This window comes from Janthinobacterium amylolyticum (assembly GCF_051380655.1).
Lineage (GTDB): Bacteria > Pseudomonadota > Gammaproteobacteria > Burkholderiales > Burkholderiaceae_D > Janthinobacterium.
In genome coordinates, this window is the sequence record NZ_JBNYXL010000011.1 from 40,343 (window position 1) to 60,118 (window position 19,776).

17 protein-coding genes are annotated in these 19,776 nt (G+C 64.7%); 7 read left to right on the forward strand and 10 right to left on the reverse strand.

Features of this window, described 5'->3' with window-relative positions; all coding sequences use genetic code 11:
• Positions 1-18: 18 nt before the first annotated feature.
• From ACQ4WR_RS22270 to ACQ4WR_RS22280, 3 genes are all read left to right on the forward strand, one after another.
• A complete protein-coding gene (locus ACQ4WR_RS22270) occupies positions 19-564 on the forward strand; it encodes an OsmC family protein (RefSeq protein WP_436490174.1) in 546 nt (181 codons plus the stop codon).
• Between the two features lie 57 nt (positions 565-621).
• A complete protein-coding gene (locus ACQ4WR_RS22275) occupies positions 622-954 on the forward strand; it encodes a carboxymuconolactone decarboxylase family protein (protein WP_102294029.1) in 333 nt (110 codons plus the stop codon).
• 61 nt (positions 955-1,015) lie between these two features.
• Positions 1,016-1,717 carry a DsbA family oxidoreductase gene (locus tag ACQ4WR_RS22280; protein WP_436489970.1) on the forward strand — a complete coding sequence of 234 codons (702 nt, stop codon included), beginning with the start codon at positions 1,016-1,018 and terminating at the stop codon, positions 1,715-1,717.
• Here ACQ4WR_RS22280 and ACQ4WR_RS22285 read toward each other — a convergent pair.
• Positions 1,714-2,343, reverse strand: a complete 630-nt coding sequence (locus ACQ4WR_RS22285; RefSeq protein WP_436489972.1) for a TetR/AcrR family transcriptional regulator — start codon at positions 2,341-2,343, stop codon at positions 1,714-1,716. The genes ACQ4WR_RS22280 and ACQ4WR_RS22285 overlap by 4 nt on opposite strands.
• Before the next feature lie 80 nt (positions 2,344-2,423).
• Here ACQ4WR_RS22285 and ACQ4WR_RS22290 point away from each other — a divergent pair, with 80 nt between their 5' ends.
• Positions 2,424-2,852: a hypothetical protein gene (locus ACQ4WR_RS22290; protein ID WP_102293962.1), complete on the forward strand. Its 429-nt coding sequence runs from the start codon at positions 2,424-2,426 to the stop codon at positions 2,850-2,852.
• Positions 2,853-2,867: 15 nt separating this feature from the next.
• Here the strand turns inward: ACQ4WR_RS22290 and ACQ4WR_RS22295 are convergent, their stop codons facing one another.
• The 4 genes from ACQ4WR_RS22295 to ACQ4WR_RS22310 all read right to left on the reverse strand — a co-directional run bounded on the left by ACQ4WR_RS22295 (position 2,868) and on the right by ACQ4WR_RS22310 (position 7,741).
• Positions 2,868-3,431 (reverse strand): TetR/AcrR family transcriptional regulator, encoded by a 564-nt coding sequence (locus ACQ4WR_RS22295; RefSeq protein WP_436489974.1) that lies wholly within the window; start codon positions 3,429-3,431, stop codon positions 2,868-2,870.
• 276 nt (positions 3,432-3,707) lie between these two features.
• Positions 3,708-4,145 carry a hypothetical protein gene (locus ACQ4WR_RS22300; RefSeq protein ID WP_146012332.1) on the reverse strand — a complete coding sequence of 146 codons (438 nt, stop codon included), beginning with the start codon at positions 4,143-4,145 and terminating at the stop codon, positions 3,708-3,710.
• A gap of 153 nt (positions 4,146-4,298) precedes the next feature.
• On the reverse strand, positions 4,299-6,218 hold the full coding sequence (gene htpG / locus ACQ4WR_RS22305; protein WP_102293965.1) for a molecular chaperone HtpG: 1,920 nt from the start codon (positions 6,216-6,218) through the stop codon (positions 4,299-4,301).
• Between the two features lie 89 nt (positions 6,219-6,307).
• Positions 6,308-7,741: an aminotransferase-like domain-containing protein gene (locus ACQ4WR_RS22310; protein ID WP_436489976.1), complete on the reverse strand. Its 1,434-nt coding sequence runs from the start codon at positions 7,739-7,741 to the stop codon at positions 6,308-6,310.
• Positions 7,742-7,870: 129 nt separating this feature from the next.
• Here ACQ4WR_RS22310 and ACQ4WR_RS22315 point away from each other — a divergent pair, with 129 nt between their 5' ends.
• From ACQ4WR_RS22315 to ACQ4WR_RS22325, 3 genes are all read left to right on the forward strand, one after another.
• The gene (locus ACQ4WR_RS22315) at positions 7,871-8,797 is read left to right on the forward strand and encodes a DMT family transporter (protein WP_436489977.1); all 927 of its coding nucleotides are present in this window, start codon (positions 7,871-7,873) and stop codon (positions 8,795-8,797) included.
• Positions 8,798-8,974: 177 nt separating this feature from the next.
• A complete protein-coding gene (locus ACQ4WR_RS22320; RefSeq protein ID WP_436489979.1) occupies positions 8,975-10,168 on the forward strand; it encodes an aminotransferase-like domain-containing protein in 1,194 nt (397 codons plus the stop codon).
• A 402-nt stretch (positions 10,169-10,570) separates the two neighbouring features.
• Positions 10,571-11,929 (forward strand): diguanylate cyclase domain-containing protein, encoded by a 1,359-nt coding sequence (locus ACQ4WR_RS22325; RefSeq protein ID WP_102293969.1) that lies wholly within the window; start codon positions 10,571-10,573, stop codon positions 11,927-11,929.
• 89 nt (positions 11,930-12,018) lie between these two features.
• Here the strand turns inward: ACQ4WR_RS22325 and ACQ4WR_RS22330 are convergent, their stop codons facing one another.
• From ACQ4WR_RS22330 to ACQ4WR_RS22350, 5 genes are all read right to left on the reverse strand, one after another.
• Positions 12,019-14,307 carry a TonB-dependent hemoglobin/transferrin/lactoferrin family receptor gene (locus ACQ4WR_RS22330; RefSeq protein ID WP_436489981.1) on the reverse strand — a complete coding sequence of 763 codons (2,289 nt, stop codon included), beginning with the start codon at positions 14,305-14,307 and terminating at the stop codon, positions 12,019-12,021.
• A gap of 240 nt (positions 14,308-14,547) precedes the next feature.
• Positions 14,548-16,125, reverse strand: a complete 1,578-nt coding sequence (locus ACQ4WR_RS22335) for an FGGY-family carbohydrate kinase (RefSeq protein WP_436489983.1) — start codon at positions 16,123-16,125, stop codon at positions 14,548-14,550.
• A 4-nt stretch (positions 16,126-16,129) separates the two neighbouring features.
• Positions 16,130-16,444, reverse strand: a complete 315-nt coding sequence (locus ACQ4WR_RS22340; protein WP_102293973.1) for a hypothetical protein — start codon at positions 16,442-16,444, stop codon at positions 16,130-16,132.
• 42 nt (positions 16,445-16,486) lie between these two features.
• The gene (locus ACQ4WR_RS22345) at positions 16,487-18,067 is read right to left on the reverse strand and encodes a glycerol-3-phosphate dehydrogenase/oxidase (protein WP_436489985.1); all 1,581 of its coding nucleotides are present in this window, start codon (positions 18,065-18,067) and stop codon (positions 16,487-16,489) included.
• Positions 18,064-19,674, reverse strand: coding sequence for an FAD-binding oxidoreductase (locus ACQ4WR_RS22350; protein ID WP_436489987.1), 1,611 nt, complete (start codon positions 19,672-19,674; stop codon positions 18,064-18,066). The genes ACQ4WR_RS22345 and ACQ4WR_RS22350 overlap by 4 nt, the downstream gene beginning before the upstream one ends.
• Positions 19,675-19,776: the final 102 nt, after the last annotated feature.

A 19,776-nucleotide genomic window follows, 5' to 3' on the forward strand; every position in this document is an offset into this window, starting at 1 on the left:
CCGGCGGCCGGCGCCAACATGCTCAATGGCATCAACGTGGAAGCATTGCAGCAATTCGCGCAGGGCGTGGCAAGCCATCCCGACAAAGGCGAAGCGCGTTTCAACGTCAAGACCCGCTGGCAACACCAGACGCGCAGCGTGGCCACCGTCAGCCACTATGTGCTGGGCGGCGAAAAGCATGCGCGCCATTTCGAGATCGCTTCCGACGAACCGCATGAATTGCTGGGCCAAAACACGGCGCCCAATCCGCAAGAGCTGCTGATGGCCGCCCTCAACGCCTGTCTGTCGGTCGGTTACGCGGCCAATGCGGCGGCCATGGGCATCACCGTGCACAGTCTGGAAATCGACACGGACGGCAAGCTGGACCTGCGTGGCTTCCTCGGCCTGGACGAGAACGTCAATCCCGGCTACGACGAAGTCAGCTACGTGGTGCGGCTGCGCACGGATGCCTCGCGCGAGCGTGTCGAAGCGCTGCACCAGGCCGTCACCAAAACGTCGGTCAATCTGGCCAATTTCTCGAAGGCCATCCGCATGCTGCCCACCCTGGAAATAATCGAGGCCTGATTCCCCTCTCTGGAATCAACCCAACCCGCGCGCAAGCGCCTACATAGCGAGGAAATGATGGAAGACTGGAAACAAGCCCGGCAAGATATCAACACGCGCGCGATGCAACTCGCCGCATTGACGCCCGACACCATGAAAGGCATCGCCGCACTGGGCGGCGCCGGCGACAAGACCAACCATCTCGACGCGAAAACGCGGGAACTGATCTCGCTGGCCGTCGCCGTCACCACGCGCTGCGATGGCTGCATCGCCTTCCACGCGGCCGCCGCCAAGAAGCTGGGCATCACCACCGAGGAAATCGCCGAGGCGCTCGGCGTGGCGATCAATCTGAATGCCGGCGCCGCCGTTGTGTACAGCACCCACGTGCTGGACGCGTTCGACAAGGCTTGATAGCGCCGCGTCAGCCGGCCGGGCATGCGCGCACGCCTGGCCGGCCACTCAAGGAGCAACCATGAAAAACAACACACAGGCGCTGGTCGTCGACATCTGGTCCGATTTCGTCTGCCCCTGGTGCTGGATCGCCAAGCGCCGCTTCGAGAAGGCCCTTGCCGGCTTTGAACACAGGGACGCCGTGCAGGTCAGGCTGCGCGCGTACCGCATCGCACCGGACCATCCAGCCGAACCGATCAAGGCAGCCTTGCTGAAAAAGTTTCGCGATCCGCTGGCCGCCGAGGGCATGCTGTACTCGGTGCAGTCGCATGGAGCGGCCGAAGGCCTGGACTACCGCTTCGACACCATGCTGTTTGGCGACACCATGGACGCGCACATGCTGGTCAAGGCCGCCGGCGACACGGCATCGCAGCAGCGCCTGGCCGAAGTGCTGTATGCGCAGAGTATTTCGCACGGCAAGTCGCTGTTCAACCGCGGCTCTCTCGCCGTGCTCGCGGCGCAAGCGGGCGTGCCTGCCGAGGTGGTGGAGCAGGCCTGGTCGACACCGCAATGGCGCCAGCAGGTGCAGGACGATGAGCGCAGCGCCTCGCGCATCGCCTCCGGCGTGCCGCTGTTCGTCTTTGGCAACGGGACGCACATTTCGGGGGCACAGCCGCCAGAAGTTTTCAGGCAGGCGCTGGAAAATCTCCACGCGCAATCGCGGCAGGAGCTGGCCGCATCTTCCGGCGAGGTCTGTGGCCTGGACGGCTGCATCCTCCCTTAGGCGCTGGCGGCAGCTTCCCTGGCAGGTGCCGCCGTGTCCAGGTAGCCGCGGGTCGCGCGTCCCAGGCGCCGCGCAAGCGACGCCATATCCGTTTCTCCCCGCAGCGCCGCGGCGTCGATGATGCCGCGGCATAGCGCAATCACGTCGGCGGCGGCCATATCAGGATCGGCGACGCCATGACGCGCCAGCCGCCCCGCGAGCTGGCCCGCAAGTGCCTGCCGCAAGGCCTCGTCCTCACGCTGCAACGATGGCGACGACGGTGCCGATTCCAGCGCAAGCGCAAGCGCGGGGCGCCTGAACTGGTGCGCCAGACCGGCCAGGACACCTTGTTCTATCGCGAACGGCAGTTCGCCCTCCAGCGCCATGGCTTGCGCCACGTCGTGCAGCAGCATTGCGCGTTCGCGGCGCACCAGTTCGGCCAGCAGCGCCTCTTTCGACGGGAAGTACTGGTACAGGGAGCCGATGCTGGCGCCAGACAGCTCGGCAACGTGATTTGTCGTCAACGCGGCCCATCCCCGCACTTCAATAATGCGAGCAGCCGCCTCCAGCATCGCCGCGACGGTGGCAGCCGACCTGGCCTGGGAAGGCCGTTTGCGGGGCTCCGCATGTGCTGCAGTTTTTGCCATGAATGCGAGTAGCGTAAGTAGGTGGTCAATCTTATTCTAAACGTTCCATAAACAACTGTCCTTGCCGATACGAGAACGCCATGAACACCCATACATTCCTGCTGATACTGCACGTAGTCGCCGCCATCGCCTTCATCGGCCCGATGCTGCTGACGCCGCGCCTGCTGCATCTGATGCGCGATGCCGCCGGCCGCGACACATTACATAAACTCCATCAGCAGATCGCCGTCGCAGGCTGGGCACTGCTTGCCGGCGGGCTGGTCCTGCTGTACCAGCAACAGTGGGCCTGGCTGCAGATGGGCTGGATGCGGCTGTCCCTCGCGCTTTTTATCGGCGCGCAAGCCATCGACCATTTCTGGGCGGACAAGGTGGAAGCGAAGGTAGAAGCGAAGGTGGAACAGGGATACGCGCAGGCGGGCGCCAGGCTGGGAATCTGGCTGTGCATCAAGCTGGCCGTCTTTTTGATCGTCTGCGCACTGATGATCGCCAAACCGGCCCTGTTGGCCTGAACAGGCTGGCCTGCGCTACGCCAGATTGTCGAGCATGTAATGAAACGCTGCCAGCGGATCGGTCGATGGCCCCAGGGCCCAGCCGATGAAGCTGGCGCCCTCCAAGGCGCTGAGCAGCATGAAGGCGTAATCCCTCGCAGGTTTTCGCAGGGTCCAGCCATGCAGCTGCGCCGCCTGTTTGAGATTGCTCTCCATCCAGTCCAGCTGCTGCGCCATCAGCTGCCGGCCCAGGGCCTGCAGCGATCCGGGCAGCGCCGCCATTTCGGCCGCGAGCGCGCCGCACAGCGGCAGCAAATGGTCATTGGCGCTGGCCAGGAACAGCCCTGCGAACTCGCGCAGGCGTTCGACCGGATCGACATGCGCCGCATCGATCGTTTGCAGCTTTTCCGTAAACACCTCGATGTATTGCGTGATCAAGGCCACGCCAAGGTTTTCCTTGGTGGGGAAATGATGGTGGATACTGGCCTTGCGTATGCCGATTTCTTCCGACAAATCGGCATAACTGAAAGCGGCGTAGCCTTTCGAACGCAGGTGGATCTCTGCGCTTTTCAATAGGGCGTCGCGGGTACTCACTGACATGACTGGCTCCTGCACCAACGGCCATGCCGGCCATTGACGGATTAAATTCAACAAGGGGCAATTATGCCTGAAGTAGCTGCAGCCAGGGATCGGGGCACGCGCATGCGGCGCTGAACGGCAGACGTGAAAAAGCCGGCCCTTTCACGAGGTAAGGGCCGGCCTTTGCATCAGCCGCCGTGTCGGATGACGCTTCGCCTCGGCGGCCCCGCCAATCCGAGCCATGCCGACTCAAGGCAGCCCGGCGCATACGCGCCCAGACCTGCAATCAAACGAATTTCATGGTTGATTGAGTACGGGAACGAAGCGGTGACCGCAGGCATGGCACATGAAGGTACGCGCATATTTGTCCTGCAAGGCAGCGGCATCCTTGTCCCAACTGGCGATAAAGGCCGTTTGCGACCAGGCAATAGAGACGACGCCCCCTGCCACAAATATCCAGAACAGGCCATTTGCGCCAGCGCGATAAAAGACGACGGCGGCGATGACAAAAGCGATCACGCCCAACACAATCAGCCCGACCTTCTGGCCTGCCTGCATCGTCGGCCTGGCAGCCTGCCGGGATAGCAAGGTCTGGCTGCGCGTATGCGCATGGCCGTGGATGAAATCACCATCGATCCTGCCCGACATATGCGTGGAGGTGCGGGAAATACCGGAGGCATGCACCATGGAGAGGCGTTGAACGTTGGAACTATCACATGCCGGGCAATGCGCCATTGCTTTTTCCACAAAATAAAATAATCGTCACTGTAGCATAAAAAAAGCCGGCCCTTTCACGAGGAAAGGGCCGGCTTGACTACACCATTCATGCTGCGCTTGTCGGATTACACTTGCGCTAATCCGACCTACATTTCAGGTGCGCGGCGGTGATTACTTCGCCGAATTGAGCAGCAATTCGTTGAGGCGTTTCACAAAACTGGCAGGATCGGCCAGCGAGCCGCCTTCGGCCAGCATGGCCTGGTCGAACAGGATGTTGGCCCAGTCGCCGAACTTGCCGCCTTCCGCGTCTTCGTACTTCAGGCGCGTCACCAGCGGGTGGTTCGGGTTGATTTCCAAAATCGGCTTCGATTCCGGCGCGCTCTGGCCAGCAGCCTTGAGCATGCGCAGCAGGTTGCCCGACAATTCGTTTTCATCGGCCACCAGGCAGGCTGGCGAATCGGTCAGGCGGAACGTCACGCGCACGTCCTTGGCCTTGTCGGCAAGCACCGTCTTCATCTTGCCCACCAGGTCGGCGTACGAGGTTTCCGTTTCTTCGTGCTCTTTCTTTTCAGCTTCGTCTTCCAGCGCGCCCAGGTCCAGGCCGCCCTTGGCCACGGAAACCAGTTCCTTGCCCTCGAAATCCTGCAGGAAGGACAGCATCCATTCATCGACACGGTCCGTCAGCAGCAGCACTTCGACGCCCTTCTTGCGGAAGATTTCCAGGTGCGGGCTGTTTTTCGCGGCAGCATAGTTATCGGCCGTGACGTAGTAAATCTTGTCCTGGCCTTCCTTCATGCGCGCCACGTAGTCGGCGAACGAGGTGATCTGTTCGTCGCTGTCGTTGGCGGTCGAGGCAAAGCGCAGCAGCTTGGCCAGGCGTTCCTTGTTGGCAGCGTCTTCGCCGATGCCCTCTTTCAGTACCTGGCCGAATTCCTTCCAGAAGACGGCGTACTTGTCCTTCTTGTCCTGCTCGTCCGCGTTCGCCAGTTCTTCCAGCATGCCCAGCACGCGCTTGGTCGAGCCTTCGCGAATGACTTTCACGTCGCGCGACTCCTGCAGGATTTCACGCGATACGTTCAGCGGCAGATCGGCCGAATCGATCACCCCGCGCACGAAGCGCAGATAGGTTGGCATCAGCTGCTCGGCATCGTCCATGATGAAGACGCGCTTGACGTACAGCTTGATGCCGCCGCGCTTGTTGCGGTCCCACATGTCGAACGGCGCCTTGGCCGGGATGTACAGCAGCTGCGTGTATTCGCTGCGGCCTTCGACGCGGTTATGCGTATGCGTGAGCGGCGCCTGGAAGTCGTGCGACACGTGCTTGTAGAACTCGTCGTACTGTTCCGGCGTGATGTCGGCCTTGTTGCGGGCCCACAGGGCGCTGGCCTGGTTGACGGTTTCGAATTCGTCTTTCAGGACGGTTTCTTTTTTCTCTTCGTCCCACTCTTCTTTCTGCATCACGATCGGCAGCGAGATATGGTCCGAATATTTGCGGATGATGGATTTGATCTTCCAGCTCGACAGCAATTCGTCTTCGCCTTCGCGCAGGTGCAGGATGATGTCCGTGCCGCGCGATGGCTTGTCGATGCTCTCGATGCTGTAATCGCCTTCGCCGCTTGACTCCCAGCGCACGCCTTCCGAGGCGTCCACGCCGGCGCGGCGCGTTTCAACGGTGATCTTGTCGGCGACGATGAAGCCCGAATAGAAGCCCACGCCGAACTGGCCGATCAGGGCCGCGTCCTGCTGCTGGTCGCCCGACAGCTTGCCGAAAAATTCCTTGGTGCCCGACTTGGCGATGGTGCCCAGGTGCGAGATCGCCTCGTCACGGGTCATGCCGATGCCGTTGTCGGAAATGGTGATGGTGCGCGCATCCTTGTCGAAGCTGACCTTGATCTTCAATTCGTGATCGTTGCCATACAGGGCATCGTTATCGATCGCTTCAAAGCGCAGCTTGTCGGCCGCGTCGGACGCGTTCGAGATCAGTTCGCGCAGGAAGATTTCCTTGTTCGAGTACAGGGAATGGATCATCAGATGCAGCATTTGCTTTACTTCGGTCTGAAAACCCAGGGTTTGCTTTTCGGAGACAGCCATTTTTACCTCATAGTCTTGTGGATGGGACGGATGCTACGGAGTTGGGGATGGTACAAGCGATTTCAAGAGCCCCCGGCAAATGCGCTGTTTTAGCCCAGTGCGCGGGCAAGAAACGCCCAGATGCGCTCGTCCTGCACCGTGGCCAGGTTCAGGCGCATGCGGGTCGACGGCAGCTGGCGCGGCGAGAACAGGCTGCCCGGCCCCAGCACCAGCCCTTCGGCCAGCGCCTGCTCGGCCAGCACATTCGTGTCGCAGCCTGCATCGGCCCAGATGAACATGCCGGCCGGCGCCGGATCGAAGCGCAGGCCGGCCCGCTCGGCGCGCCGGTACGTGCCCTCGCGCACCTTGTCGAGGCGCGCGCGCAGGCGCTCCGCATGCTTGCGGTACAGGCCCTGCGAAAGGATTTTATACACCACCCGCTCGCCGATATCGCTGGTGGTCAAGGTGGCCAGCATCTTGCGGTCGGCCAGTCGCTGCGCCCGTTCCTGTGATGTGGCGATGAAGCCCACGCGCAGATTGGCCGACAGGCTCTTGGAAAAGCCGCCCAGGTAAATCACGCGGCGCAATTGATCCAGCGCGGCCAGGCGCGTGGCCGGCTGCACCGCGCCACCGGGATGCATGTCGCAGTAGATATCGTCTTCGACGATGAGGAAATCGTGCTGCTCGGCCAGGCGCAGCACCTGGAAAGCCTTGGCCGCCGATAGCGAGGTGGAACTGGGATTGTGCAGCACCGAATTGATCACATACAGCTTGGGCCGGTGCACGGCCGCCAGCTGTTCCAGCACGCCGATATCGGGGCCGTCACCCAGGCGCGGGATGCCGATCACCTGCATGCCCATGGCGGCAAAGGCGCCGAACATCAGCCAGTAGGCGGGATCGTCGACGAAAATGGTGTCGCCGGGGCGGGCAAACTCGCGCGCCACCAGGTCCAGCGCCTGCATCACGCCCACCGTGGTGACGATCTGCTCGGGCGGACAGGCGATTTCCAGCCCCGCCAGTTTCAGCTGCAACTGCTGGCGCAATGGCAAAAAGCCCTGCGGCGCGCCATAGCCGAGCAGCAGATTGCCAGGCTGGCGGCTGACGTCGCGCAAGGCGCGCGCCACCAGGTCGCCATCGAGCCATTCGGCCGGCAGCATGCCCGTGCCGGGTGCGGGAATGGCCGGCGTCTGGCGGAACATATTGCGGATCAGCCAGACGACATCCATGGGCTGCGCACCGGCCTCCGGCACGCCGGACGGCGGCATGGGCGTGTTCAGCGGCGCGCGTTCGCGCACGAAAAAACCGGCGCCGCGCCGGGACTCCAGATAGTCACGCGCCACCAGCTTGTCGTAGCTGGCCACCACCGTGGCGCACGACACGTTCATGCTGGCCGCGCACTGGCGGATCGAGGGCATGCGCGCGCCGCCGCGCAGCAGCTTGTCGTCGATGCGCGCCGCCAGCGAGCGCACGATCTGGTCGATCAGGGTTTCGCCCGAGGCGCGCGACAGCAAAGGCAGCGACGGTGATGCGGGTGTATTGCTCATATGGCCATTACAGTATGGGAAATTATGCGTTGAAGTGTATTTGTACTGTACTGCTATTCGACTCTAGGATAACAGTACAGGGCTGATTAATCCATGCCCATGTCCAGTCACGCCAGCCCCGGGAACCCCATGCCTACGCATACCAGCACCAGTACCAGTACCATCGCCGCCAGCCAGCCACCTCGCCTCGGCGCCGACCGCCAGGGCCTGCTGCTGGGATTGATCGCCGTCGCCCTCTTCAGCCTGACCCTGCCCTTCACGCGGCTGGCCGTGGCCGAGCTCGATCCCACCTTTGTCGCGCTGGGCCGCGCCCTGGTGGCCGCCAGCCTGGCCGGCCTGTGGCTGTGGCACCAGCGAGCGCCGCTGCCGCGGCGCGAACAACGGCTGCCGCTGGCGCTCGTGTCGCTGGGCTGCGTGCTGGGTTTTCCCTGGCTGACGTCGATCGCCATGCGCAGCCTGCCCGCCTCGCACGGCGCCGTGCTGGTGGGCATATTGCCGCTGGCCACAGCCGTCTTTGCCGTGCTGCGCGGCAAAGAACGTCCATCGCCCGGCTTCTGGCTGATGGCCGTCATCGGCACGGCGCTGGTGGTGGCCTTCGCGCTGCGCCAGGGCGGCGGCAGCTTCCACGTGGCCGACTGGCTGATCTTTGCCGCCGTGCTGCTGGCGGCACTCGGCTATGCGGAAGGCGGGCGCCTGGCGCAAGCCATGCCGGGCCAGCATGTGATTTCCTGGGCGTTGCTGCTGGCCGTGCCTTTCGTGCTGCCCGTGGTGCTGTGGAACGCCTGGCCGCAGCGCGCGCTGATGGCGCAGGCCAGCGGCGCAGCCTGGCTGGGCTTTGCGTATATCTCCGTGTTTTCCATGTTTATCGGCTTCTTTTTCTGGTACCGGGGCATGGCGCTGGGCGGCGTGGCGCGCGTGGGCCAGACGCAGCTGCTGCAGCCCTTCCTCACCCTGCTGGGCGCCGCCGTGCTGCTGGGCGAGCCATTGACGGCGGACAGCCTGCTGTTCGCGGGCGCCGTGATCGCCGTGGTGGCGGCCGGGCGCAAGCTGAAATAGGCGGCGATGACGCCCGTTTGCAACGCTGTTTTCGCGTGCGGATGGGCAGACCGGCTTGCAAGCCGTACAATACCCCGGCACCATGGCGGCGCCTATCCGGCACCGCTTGCGCAAGCACCGCCACAAGCGGGCCAACAAAACCAGCCGGCGCAGCTCGGCATCTTCCGTGAGACTCGCATGAAAATTGAAAATCCGAATCCGATCCAATGGCGCTTTGCCGAACGCGCGGAACAGCTGCAAAGCTCGTTCATCCGCGAAATCCTGAAGATCACGCAGCGCCCTGAAATCATCTCGTTTGCCGGCGGCCTGCCCTCGCCCGCCACCTTCCCCGTCGAGGAAATGAAGACGGCCTTCGACAAGGTCCTGTCGGACCATGGCAAGGTGGCACTGCAATACGGCCCCACCGACGGCTACCTGCCACTGCGCCAGTGGATCGCCGACTCGCTGTCCAGCCAGGGCAGCACGATCGCGCCGGAACAGGTGCTGATGACGTCCGGCTCGCAGCAGGCGCTGGACTTGCTGGGCAAGGTCCTCATCGACGAAGGCAGCCGCGTGCTGGTGGAAACCCCCAGCTACCTGGGCGCCCTGCAGGCGTTTTCCGTCTACCGTCCCGAATTCGTGTCCGTCGATACCGATGACGAAGGCCTGGTGCCATCGTCCATCGACCCCGTCGCCGATGGCGCGCGCCTGCTGTACGCGCTGCCGAACTTCCAGAACCCGACGGGCCGCAGCCTGTCCGTGGCGCGCCGCGTGGAACTGGTGGAAACCTGCGCCCGCCACGGCCTGCCGCTGATCGAGGATGATCCCTACGGCGCCCTCAGCTACAGCGGCGAGCCGTACCCGAAGATGCTCAACATGAATCCGGACGGCGTGATCTACATGGGATCGTTCTCCAAAGTGCTCACTCCCGGCATCCGCCTCGGCTACGTGGTGGCCCCGCCGCCGCTGGTGCGCCGCCTGGAGCTGGCCAAGCAGGCGGCCGACCTGCACACCTCGCAGCTGACGCAGATGGTGGTGCATGAAGTGATCAAGGACGGCTTCCTGGAACGCCACATCCCCAGCATCCGCAGCCTGTACGGCAACCAGTGCCAGGCCATGCTGTCGGCCCTGGAGGAGCATTTCCCGGCCGACGTGAGCTGGACGAAGCCGGAAGGCGGCATGTTCATCTGGGTCACCCTGCCGAAACACATCGACGCCATGAAGCTGCTCGACGAAGCCATCGCCAACAAGGTGGCCTTCGTGCCGGGCGCGCCGTTCTATGCGAATACGCCGGACACGCACACCCTGCGCCTGTCGTTCGTGACGGTGCCGCCGGAACGCATCCGTGAAGGCATCGCCATCCTGGGCAAGCTGATCGCCGCAAAAATGTAATACCGCTGCACGCCCCGCCTTGCGCGGGGCTTCCCTCCTGCCCGGAATGCCTGACGACGGGTACGCGCCTTTTTCCACTAAAAACAGTCTTTACGGCAACAACTCCGTGTATTTATTTTTAAAAATAGTATAAAAATAATAGTTTACTGCGGCGCAGAGCATCGATTTTTCACCCAAAAAATTGGCAAAGCGGTATGATTTGACCAAAGTGTCAGATTTGAATCCGGTCAGCCTTTGACTACACGTGTACATGCGCTCACGGTCCGCGGTCTGCGGCCAGGGCGACACTCCCGGCGCCAACCTGCCCCGCCGCTACCTGCGGGCGCGGCTTGCCGGGCTTCGGCATCTCCGAAAGTGCAGCAAACGCTGGCCCCGCGCAGCACATCCGAAAGGCCGGTAGCAATGAGTCCAGGCAGTGTGGGGTCTCCCCAACGGCGCGAAGCCGCCATATTGATTGTCGATGATGCGCCGGCCAACCTTGAGCTGTTGCGCAAGCTCATGAGCGAACAGGGTTATCAAACCTACGTCGCCACGTCCGGCGAACGGGCGCTGGCGATCGCCCAGCGCGCCCATCCCGACCTGATCCTGCTCGACGTGCTGATGCCGGACATGGACGGCATCGAAACCTGCCGGCGCCTCAAGCAGCACCCGCTGACGCAGCGCATCCCCGTCATCTTCATGAGCGCCAAGACGGAAACGGACGATGTGGTGGCCGGCTTCGACTGCGGCGCCGTCGACTACATCAGCAAGCCGCTGCGCATGGCCGAAGTGTGCGCCAGGGTGCGCGCCCAGCTGCAAATCCGCAGCAACAATGAAACCCAGCAGGAGCAGGCCGAGCGCCTGCGCACCATCGTCAACAACATGGCGGAGGGCTTGCTGATCATCGAGGCCGACGGGCGCATCCAGTACACCAACCCGGCCTGCGACCAATACCTGGGCTACCGCGAAAATGAACTGGCGGGGCGTTCGATCGGCGAGCTGCTCAGCCCCATGGTGACGCAGGAATACCTCGATTACTTTGCCAAGTACGCGGCCAGTCCGGAAACGGCGCATAACCACGGCACGCGCGAAGTGGCGATCCGCCACCGCAATGGCGAAGCCCTGAGCATGGACCTGACCCTGACGCCCATGTATCTGCGCCAGCCCCTGTATATCGGCCTGCTGCACGACATCACGCACCACAAGCAGTCGGAAGACGCACTGCAGCGGGCCGCCTATCTCGATCCGCTGACCAAGATCGCCAACCGCCGGCATTTCGACAGCTTCCTGGAAAAAGAATGGCAGCGCGCCGTGCGCCATGGCGGTGCGCTGTCGCTGGTGGTGCTCGACGTCGACCATTTCAAGCTGTACAACGACAGCCTGGGCCATCCGGCCGGCGACAGCTGCCTGCAGCAGGTGGCGCAAGCCATCGACGCCCACGCCGGCCGCCCGGGCGACCTGGCGGCGCGCTACGGCGGCGAGGAATTCGTCATGCTGCTTGCCGACACGGACGCCGCCAGCGCCCTGGCCCTGGCCGAAACCATCCGCGCGCATATCGAAGCGCTGCAGCTGCCGCATCCGCGCTCTGGCACTTCGCCCTGGATCACCGTCAGCATCGGCGTGGCCACCATCGAACCGCACCAGCTGGACGACCGCAAGGCGCTGTTCGTCGCCGCCGACCGCGCCATGTATGTGGCCAAGGAAGGCGGCCGCAACCAGGTCTGCGCCACCCACTCGGGCAGCACGGCCTGGGAGACGGTCAAAGCGTTGGTGCTACGTTAAGGATACGGCGAACCGGGAGTAGGCCCAAGTCACAAAAAAAGGCACCCCGGGCCAAGCGGGCGTCTCCGGCCCGCCATTCTTAAAACTGATCAAAACTTACGCGACACGCTCAATTTCGCATTCCTCCCCACACCGGTAACCGCTTCACTCAGATACGGCATGTAATTGCGGTTGAAGATATTGTCCACCGTCAGCCGCACTTCCGTGCCGCGCCAGATGCCTTGCCGGCCATTCCACGAGGCGAACAGGGTATGCAGCGCATAGCCTTTCGACGGCGGCAAGCGGTACACATTGCCCACCGGCAGCACGCGGTCCTGCTTGGCGACGAAGCGGCCCTGCCAGCCGATGCTGGCGCCAAGGTCCGGCATGCGCCAGCCCAGGCCCGCCATCAGCTTGTCCGGCGCAATGGTCGACACGGGTTCGTCCTGGCCCCACGGGTCGCGCTGGGACCCGCTGCGCGTGCCGCGCTGCTTCGACAGCGAAGCGCTGGCGAACAGGCGCGGCGAGTTGTAATAGGACTCCACTTCCACGCCCCGGGTGTGGAAGCCGGCCAGGTTGCGGTAGGACGACAGGGCCGGCGGCACCTTGCCCGATCCCGGCACATAGCCTTCGATCAGGATGCCCAGGCGCGGGCCGATATTGTCGCTGACGCGGTTCTGGTAAGCCGTCAGGCGCAGCTGCACGTCGTCGCGCTCCATGAGCACGTTCTGCCGGTGCAGCATGACACCCGCGCGCACGGCCGTCACCCGCTCCACGGCCAGGTCGCGGCTGGTGCCCGGCGTCGAGGAGCCGAGCCGCGACGAAACATAGTATTCATTCGAATACATCTCGTCGATGGTCGGCGCGCGCCAGGTGCGGCTCAAGTCGCCGAACAGCGCCACCGCGCTGGACGCCTTCCAGAACAGGCCCAGGCGGGGCGACCAGTCGGCATGGACTTTCTCGCTGAAGTCATGGCCTGCCGCCGCCAGTGGGCTGTTGTAGCGCGACGCCTTGTTCGGCACGCCCTCGGAAACGACACGGTCGTGGCGCAGCGCCGCCGTCAAGGTCACATCGCCATACGTCATCGCATCCTGCAAGTATAAGCCCGTGGTTTCCTGGCGCCCGGCCGGCATGTAGTAGGGCTGGAAATAACCGTAGTTGTATGTCGGGTCTTTCAGCGCCGTCGACGACGGGTAGTACATCAGGGTGTCGCGCACGTTCTTGTGCCATTGCAGGCCCGTTTGCAGCACGTGCGAGATGCCGCCCGTGCTAAATACGCTTTCGTTGCGCACTTCGGCAATGCGATCCACGTACGAGGCCCAGCTCTCGTTGCCCAGGGAGCCCAGGTAGGAACCCAGCGAAGCCGAAGGCAGGCGCTTGTCATGCTGGTCCGTGTGCGAATAGCCGGCGCTGGCCGTCAGCTTGATCCACGGATTATTCTGCGGCGCGTACTGCCATTTCACGGAATACGTGTCGTCGTTCTGGTCGCGGTAGACAGCCTTGCGCTGCCACGCTTCTTCCAGGCCGTACTTCCTGATTTCCGCCTCCGTCGGCGTGGGCACGTCTTCGCCCATGGCGGCGAACGGGCCCCAGCCCGTGCTGCCGCTCTTCATCGCCGTCAGGGTCAGCAGCTGCTCGGGCGTCAGACGGATATTCAGTTTCGCCAGGCTCGATGGCGCGTCGATGGCGGAAAAGCGGAATGGCTTGCCATCGGGTTTGCGCAAATCGTCGGACTTGCGCCGCGTGGTGAAGGCCATCGCGTCATAGCGGCCATCTTCCGAGCGGCCATACACGGCCACGGTGGCATCGTTTTCCGCGTTGTTCGAATGGCGCGAATACTTGAGCATGGCGCCGATTTTCTCGTCGCCTTCGAGCATGTCCTTGGCATCCTTGGTTTCGACCGTGATGACGCCGCCAAAGCCGCCATTGCCATACAAGCTGGTATGCGCGCCCTTGTTCACTTCGATCTGCTTGATCAGTTCTGGCTCGATGAAGATGGAACCCTGGCGGTATTTTTCAAAGCCCTTCGGTACGCCGTCGAGAATCACCTTCACGTCCTGTACTTTATTAAAACCCCAGATATTCAGGCTCTGGCCGCTGGGGCGGGCCGTGCCGGCCAGGTCCACGCCAGGCAGGGTGTCGAGCAGGGAGGCGACGTTGTCGGCCTGCTGGCGCTCGATGTCTGCGCTGCTGATATACGAGCGCCCGGCCGTGCCGGCGCTGATGGCGTCGCCAAAGACGCTGATGGCGGGCATCTGCGTGGCGTTGTCCGGATTGGTGGCATCGGTGGCATTTTCGGCGCGGGCGCTGCCGCCCATGCTGGCCAGTACCAGCGCCAGTGCGGCGGCCATCGGGGTTAATGCGCTGGCGCGCATGCGGTGCTTGCGGTTCGTCTTCATTGCTGTCCTTGCCGGCTACTTCATGCTTGTGGAATGAAAAACGCAGGGCAGAGAAAACAGACTGTGCACGATCAAGCGGCGGCGTTGAAGGAAGCGTTGCGGCGGAATTCTGCCCGCGCGGACGCGCCGCCGGCGCATGGCCGGCGGCGCACTGCAGTCACCGGGATAAGTTGCCTAAGTGAAATGCGGAGCACATCATATAATAGATGCGAATGATTCGCAATACGATTTAATGCGCGGCTATTCCGGATAGCCCGTGATGGCCGCGATCTCGCGGTACAGGGGCTGCAGCCGCGCATACATCTTCTGGTACACGCGCCGGTACAGCTGCTCGTAGATCTTGCGGTGCTCGGGATGGGGCTGGAACACCTTGCCCTTGCGCGTCATCGCCTGCACGGCGGCGGGGAAATCCGCGTGCCAGCCCAGGCCCACGCTGGCGGCGATGGCCGCGCCCAGGCCCGAGCTTTCATAGACGTGTGCGCGCGCGGCCGGCAGGCCGAAGATGTCGGCCGTCAGCTGCATGGCCGCGTCGCTTTGCGAACCGCCGCCCGCGATGCGCAGCTCCGTGATGGCGATGCCGCTGCGCCGCTCGATGCGCTCCTTGCCTTCGCGCAGCGCATACGCGAGGCCCTCGAGGATGGCGCGGTAGATGTGCGCGCGCGTATGCACGTCGCCAAAGCCGATCATGGCACCCTTCGCTTCCGGCCCCGGCACCTTGATGCCGGGGCTCCAGTATGGCTGCAGCATCAGGCCCATGGAACCGGGCGGCACGGCGTCGACCAGGCGGTCGAACAGCGCTTCTGCCGACAGGCCCGTGCCGTCTTCGGCGGCCGCCGCCCGCTCACGGTCGCCGAACTGCTCCTTGAACCAGTTGACCATCCAGTAGCCGCGAAAAATCTGCACTTCCGTGCTGTAGGCACCCGGCATGGCGGCCGGATATGGCGGAATGAAGCGCGTCACTTCCACGTACTTGCGGTTGGTGGTGTTGATGGTGGCCGTGGTGCCGTAGCTGAGGCACGCCACGTGCGGCTCGACGCAGCCGGCGCCCAGCACTTCGCAGGCCTTGTCGGCGGCGGCCGCCAGCAGCGGTGTGCCCTCCAGGATGCCCGTCGCGGCAGCGGCAGCGGCCGTGATGGCGCCCATGCGCGTGCCCGGCGTCACCAGCTCGGGCAGCATGGCGCGGCGAATGGCCAGCGCCTGCCACTTCCAGTCGAAGCGCCCGGCCCACGCATGGCGCTTGTAGTCGAACGGGATGTACGCCACTTGCGAGCCGGTCGAATCGACGTAGTTGCCGCACAGGCGATGGTTCAAAAAACCCGACAGCAGCAGGAATTTGTGCGTGCGGCGCCAGATATCGGGCTGCCGCGCGCTGATCCAGTTGATCTCCGCTTCGCGGCGGAAGTAGGCGATGGTGCCGTCGAGCCGCGTGGCGCGGAAGATGGCGCGCCACCACGGCGCCAGGTGCGGAATCTCGCGCGTGCTGCGCTGGTCCAGCCAGGTGATCGCGGGGCGCAAGGGCTGGCCATCTTCGTCCACGTTGACGACCGTGCCGCGCTGCGTGGTGACGGCCACGCCGGCAACCGACGATTTATCGATGTCCGTGCCGCGCCACAGCTGCTGGCACGCTGCGCACACGGCTTGCCAGTAGCCGTTGGCGTCGTGCTCGGCCCAGCCGGGGTGGTCCGAGTAATACGCTTCCAGGAACACTTGCGCCTTGGCCGCCAGGTTGCCGTCCCGGTCGAACAGCAGCGCGCGCACGCTTTGCGTGCCATTGTCGATGGAAAGGATATACGGCCCGGGGCCGGGTAGGCTGGCCATGGCCTTAGCCCGCCTGAGTCAATGCGGCCAGCGCGGCGCGCAGCGCCTGCAATAGCGCCTGCGGATCTTTTTCCGGCCGGGCGCTGAACACCGGCGCTTCCCAGTCCTGGCCGCGCACGGCCACCACGCGCAAGCGCCCCTGTTCATTCCATGCCGGGTACCAGCCCACGTCGACGATGTCGCCGTTCGCGCAGGTGATTTGCAGCAGGTCTTCGCCCAGGTCGTCGACGATGGCGTGCACCGGCTGGCGCAAGTCCAGCGGCGACAGGCTGTCATAGGTGATGCGGGCGTCGCCCAGTTCCAGGCTTTCGCCAAACACGGTGGTCTCGATGATGCTCTCCTCTGGTTTATTCTTATGTTTTTACGCGCCCTGCGGCACGCTGTAGTGGCGCTGCCACAGCGCCAGGTAGCGCAGCTGTTCCGCGTCCCAGCGCGCATCGTCCCAGCCCAGCTCTGTCTGGCAAATGGCACGCAGGCGCGGCATGATAGCAAGCGCGCCGCCTGCCAGCTGCAAACCGAGGCGCGTGCGCCGCAGCAGCAAGTCGTCCAGGTGCCGCACATCTTCCATGCGCGCGCCCCAGCGCAGTTGCGCCCACAGGGTCTGCGTGCCCGGTATCGGCAACAACTCGCCATCGTGCGCCGCGTCGCACAGCGCTTGCGCATCCGCGCCGTGGCGGCCCAGCAGGCGTTCGCGCTGCTGCGCGTCAAGCACCAGGGCCTTGCCCGACAGCGGCGGCGCCGCGTCAAAAATGGGCAGCGGACGCAAATCCGCCTGCCAGCCCGGCAGCAGCGGCGCGGCGCGGCGCAATGCGTCGAGCGCGATCACGCGGAAAGTCGTCAGCTTGCCGCCGGCCACCGTCAGCAAGCCGTTTTCCAGCCACAGCGCATGTTCGCGCGCTTCCTTCGACGGGTCAAGCTGGCCGCTGTCGATCACGGGCCGCACGCCGGCAAACGTGGCCAGCACATCATGTTCACCCAGGTCGAGGCCGGGAAACTGCCAGCGCAGCGCCACCAGCAAATAATCGAGTTCGCCGCGGGTGATGGCCGCCTCGCTGTCCAGCCCCCCCGCATGGTCGACATCGGTGGTACCCACCAGGCTCACGCCCTCCCACGGATAGGCAAACACGGGCCGGCCATCGTGCGGGTGCATCAGGCTGACGGCCTGCGCCAGCGGCAGCCGCCAGGCCGGCAGCAGCAGATGGCTGCCGCGCAAGGGCCGCAGTTTCGGCGCTTGCCCCACCTGCCCGCGCAGCTTGTCGGCCCAGGCACCCGTGGCGCTGATCACCAGGCGCGCACGCACGGCAGGCGCCGTGCCATCGGCCGCATCGTGCAAGGTGGCGCCGACGACCTTGTCGCCCTCGCGCAGCAGCGACGCCACGCCCAGGTAATTGACGGCCACGCCGCCATGGCGCCGCGCTTCCCGCAGCACGCGCAGCACCAGGCGCGCGTCATCCGTCTTCGCATCCTGGTACAGCATGCCGCCGCGCAGCCCCGCGCGTTCGATGTGCGGCGCCAGCATGGCAAAATCCGCCGCCTCCACATAGCGGCGCGCACGCCGGCCCGCCATCACGTCATAGATGGCCAGCCCCAGCATGAACTGGCGCCGGCCCGGCTTCCGGCCCGCGTAGTCGCCAAAGGCGAAGCCCTGCGGTTCGACCAGCCCCGCCGCATCGGCCAGCAAGGCTTGCCGCTCGTGCACGGACTCGCGCGTCATGCCGAACTGGCCCTGCTTCAGGTAGCGCAAGCCGCCATGCACCAGTTTGGAGGAACGGCTCGACGTCCCCCAGGCGAAATCGCGCTGCTCCACCAGCAGCGCCTTCAAGCCGCGCCGCGATGCTTCCAGCAGGATGCCGGCGCCCGTGATGCCGCCGCCGACGATCAGCACGTCCCACTCGCGCGCCAGGATGCCAGGCAATTCCTCGCTGCGCGCGACGGGATTCACAATATGCCTCCCGCCTCGGGTAGCAGCTTGCCGGGATTCATCATGCCCTGCGGGTCCACCTGGCGGAACAGCGCGCGCATGGCGGCGATGCCGAGATCGCCCTTTTCCGCCGCCAGCCATGGCGCGTGGTCGGTGCCCACGCCATGCTGGTGGCTGATGGTGCCGCCATTGGCGACGATGGCGGCACTGGCGGCATCCTTCAGGCTGCGCCAGCGCGCCATGTTTTCCTCGTACGTGGACGCCAGCCGGTACACATACGTGGTGTACACGCTGGCGCCCTGCGCATACACATGCGACAGATGCGTGTACGCGTGCACCTGCTCGCCGTGCTGCGCCAGCGCGCCGACGCCCGCACGCTCCAGCGCCGCCATCATGAGTGTCACGCGGGGCCAGTCGACGGCCGTTTCCACCGTGTCGATCACATAGCCATGTTCCCAGGCGCCATTGCGCAAATACACATTGCGAAAGCGCCCCTGCTTCCACTTGTCGCCCATGTGCCGTCCCACGTGCACGCCGCCATGGCGGCGCGCCAGCGCCAGGGCGGCGCGCAAGGCTGCGCGCGCGCCTTTCGCTTCGCCGCTGACGCCCACCATCAGCATGCACTTGCCGTCGCCGCAGCCGCGCAGCGACAGGTAGCGCTCCAGCAAGCCCACGAGTTTCTTGTGGCCTGCCAGGGTCAGCATGGTTTGCGTCTCGAGCGCGTTCGACAGGCGCAGCATGGACAGCTGCAGCCCGGCCTGCGCCAGCGCCCGCACGGCCGCTTGCGCCTGGCCCCAGTCGGCAAAGAACACGGCGTGGAAGGCTTCGTAGGGCGGCAGCGGCGAGACGCGCACGGTCGCCTGCGTCAGGACGCCCAGGCGGCCTTCGGAGCCCAGCACCATTTCGCGCAGGTCGATGCCGGCCGCCGAGGCGGGAAAGGTGGGAATGCTCAAGGTGCCGGCCGGCGTTTCCACTTCGCCGCCGGCGAACAGCTGCTCGATGCGGCCATAGCGCAACGACTGCTGCCCCGACGAGCGCGTGGCGATCCAGCCGCCCAGGGTCGAATACTCGAACGATTGCGGATAGTGTCCCAGGGTGTAGCCGTGCGCGCGCAGCTGCGCCTCCAGGTCGGGGCCATACACGCCCGCGCCAAACGTGGCCAGCTGCGCTTCGCGGTCCAGGTGGCCCAACGCGCACAGGCGCGCGAGGCTCAGCACCAGCACGGGACGGGGCCCCGGCGCCACCGTCAAATGCCCGGCCACGCTGGTGCCGCCGCCGTAGGGAATCACGGCCACGCAAGCCTGGCGCGCGTACTCGAGCAGCTGGCGCACCTGCTGCGCGCTGTCGGGAAAGGCCACGCCATCGGGTACCGCGCCGATGCGGCCATGGCGCAGCTTGAACCAGTCGGGCAGGCTCTGGCCCAGGGCATGGCGCACGCGCGTGGCCGGCTGGGTATCGATCAGCGGATGCGGCGCCAGGCGCGACGTGGGCACCTGCGCGCAGGCGCCGTCGAACGTGGCGTCCACCATGGGGCTGCCCGGCCCAAGGCGCGCGCCCAGGAATGCCAGCGCCTCGTCGCTCAGCGCATACACGATGTTTTCATCTCCCCAGCCATTCCAGCGTTGCATCGATTTCCCCTTGATTGGTCCAGGCGCGCCCAGTTGCGCGCCACGGCGGCTTGCTATACTGTTCTTGCTGATCTCTTGCCAGATCAATAGCATATGCCGCCA

Excerpts from the sequence above, each read along its gene's own strand:
- ACQ4WR_RS22280 (WP_436489970.1), top strand. The coding sequence starts at position 1,016 with ATGAAAAACAACACACAGGCGCTGGTCGTCGACATCTGGTCCGATTTC.
- ACQ4WR_RS22325 (WP_102293969.1), top strand. The coding sequence starts at position 10,571 with ATGAGTCCAGGCAGTGTGGGGTCTCCCCAACGGCGCGAAGCCGCCATA.
- ACQ4WR_RS22275 (WP_102294029.1), top strand. The coding sequence starts at position 622 with ATGGAAGACTGGAAACAAGCCCGGCAAGATATCAACACGCGCGCGATG.
- ACQ4WR_RS22335 (WP_436489983.1), bottom strand. The coding sequence starts at position 16,125 with ATGGCCAGCCTACCCGGCCCCGGGCCGTATATCCTTTCCATCGACAAT.
- ACQ4WR_RS22350 (WP_436489987.1), bottom strand. The coding sequence starts at position 19,674 with ATGCAACGCTGGAATGGCTGGGGAGATGAAAACATCGTGTATGCGCTG.
- ACQ4WR_RS22295 (WP_436489974.1), bottom strand. The coding sequence starts at position 3,431 with ATGTCAGTGAGTACCCGCGACGCCCTATTGAAAAGCGCAGAGATCCAC.
- ACQ4WR_RS22290 (WP_102293962.1), top strand. The coding sequence starts at position 2,424 with ATGAACACCCATACATTCCTGCTGATACTGCACGTAGTCGCCGCCATC.
- ACQ4WR_RS22300 (WP_146012332.1), bottom strand. The coding sequence starts at position 4,145 with ATGGCGCATTGCCCGGCATGTGATAGTTCCAACGTTCAACGCCTCTCC.
- ACQ4WR_RS22310 (WP_436489976.1), bottom strand. The coding sequence starts at position 7,741 with ATGAGCAATACACCCGCATCACCGTCGCTGCCTTTGCTGTCGCGCGCC.
- htpG (WP_102293965.1), bottom strand. The coding sequence starts at position 6,218 with ATGGCTGTCTCCGAAAAGCAAACCCTGGGTTTTCAGACCGAAGTAAAG.
- ACQ4WR_RS22315 (WP_436489977.1), top strand. The coding sequence starts at position 7,871 with ATGCCTACGCATACCAGCACCAGTACCAGTACCATCGCCGCCAGCCAG.
- ACQ4WR_RS22285 (WP_436489972.1), bottom strand. The coding sequence starts at position 2,343 with ATGGCAAAAACTGCAGCACATGCGGAGCCCCGCAAACGGCCTTCCCAG.
- ACQ4WR_RS22330 (WP_436489981.1), bottom strand. The coding sequence starts at position 14,307 with ATGAAGACGAACCGCAAGCACCGCATGCGCGCCAGCGCATTAACCCCG.
- ACQ4WR_RS22270 (WP_436490174.1), top strand. The coding sequence starts at position 19 with ATGCTCAATGGCATCAACGTGGAAGCATTGCAGCAATTCGCGCAGGGC.
- ACQ4WR_RS22320 (WP_436489979.1), top strand. The coding sequence starts at position 8,975 with ATGAAAATTGAAAATCCGAATCCGATCCAATGGCGCTTTGCCGAACGC.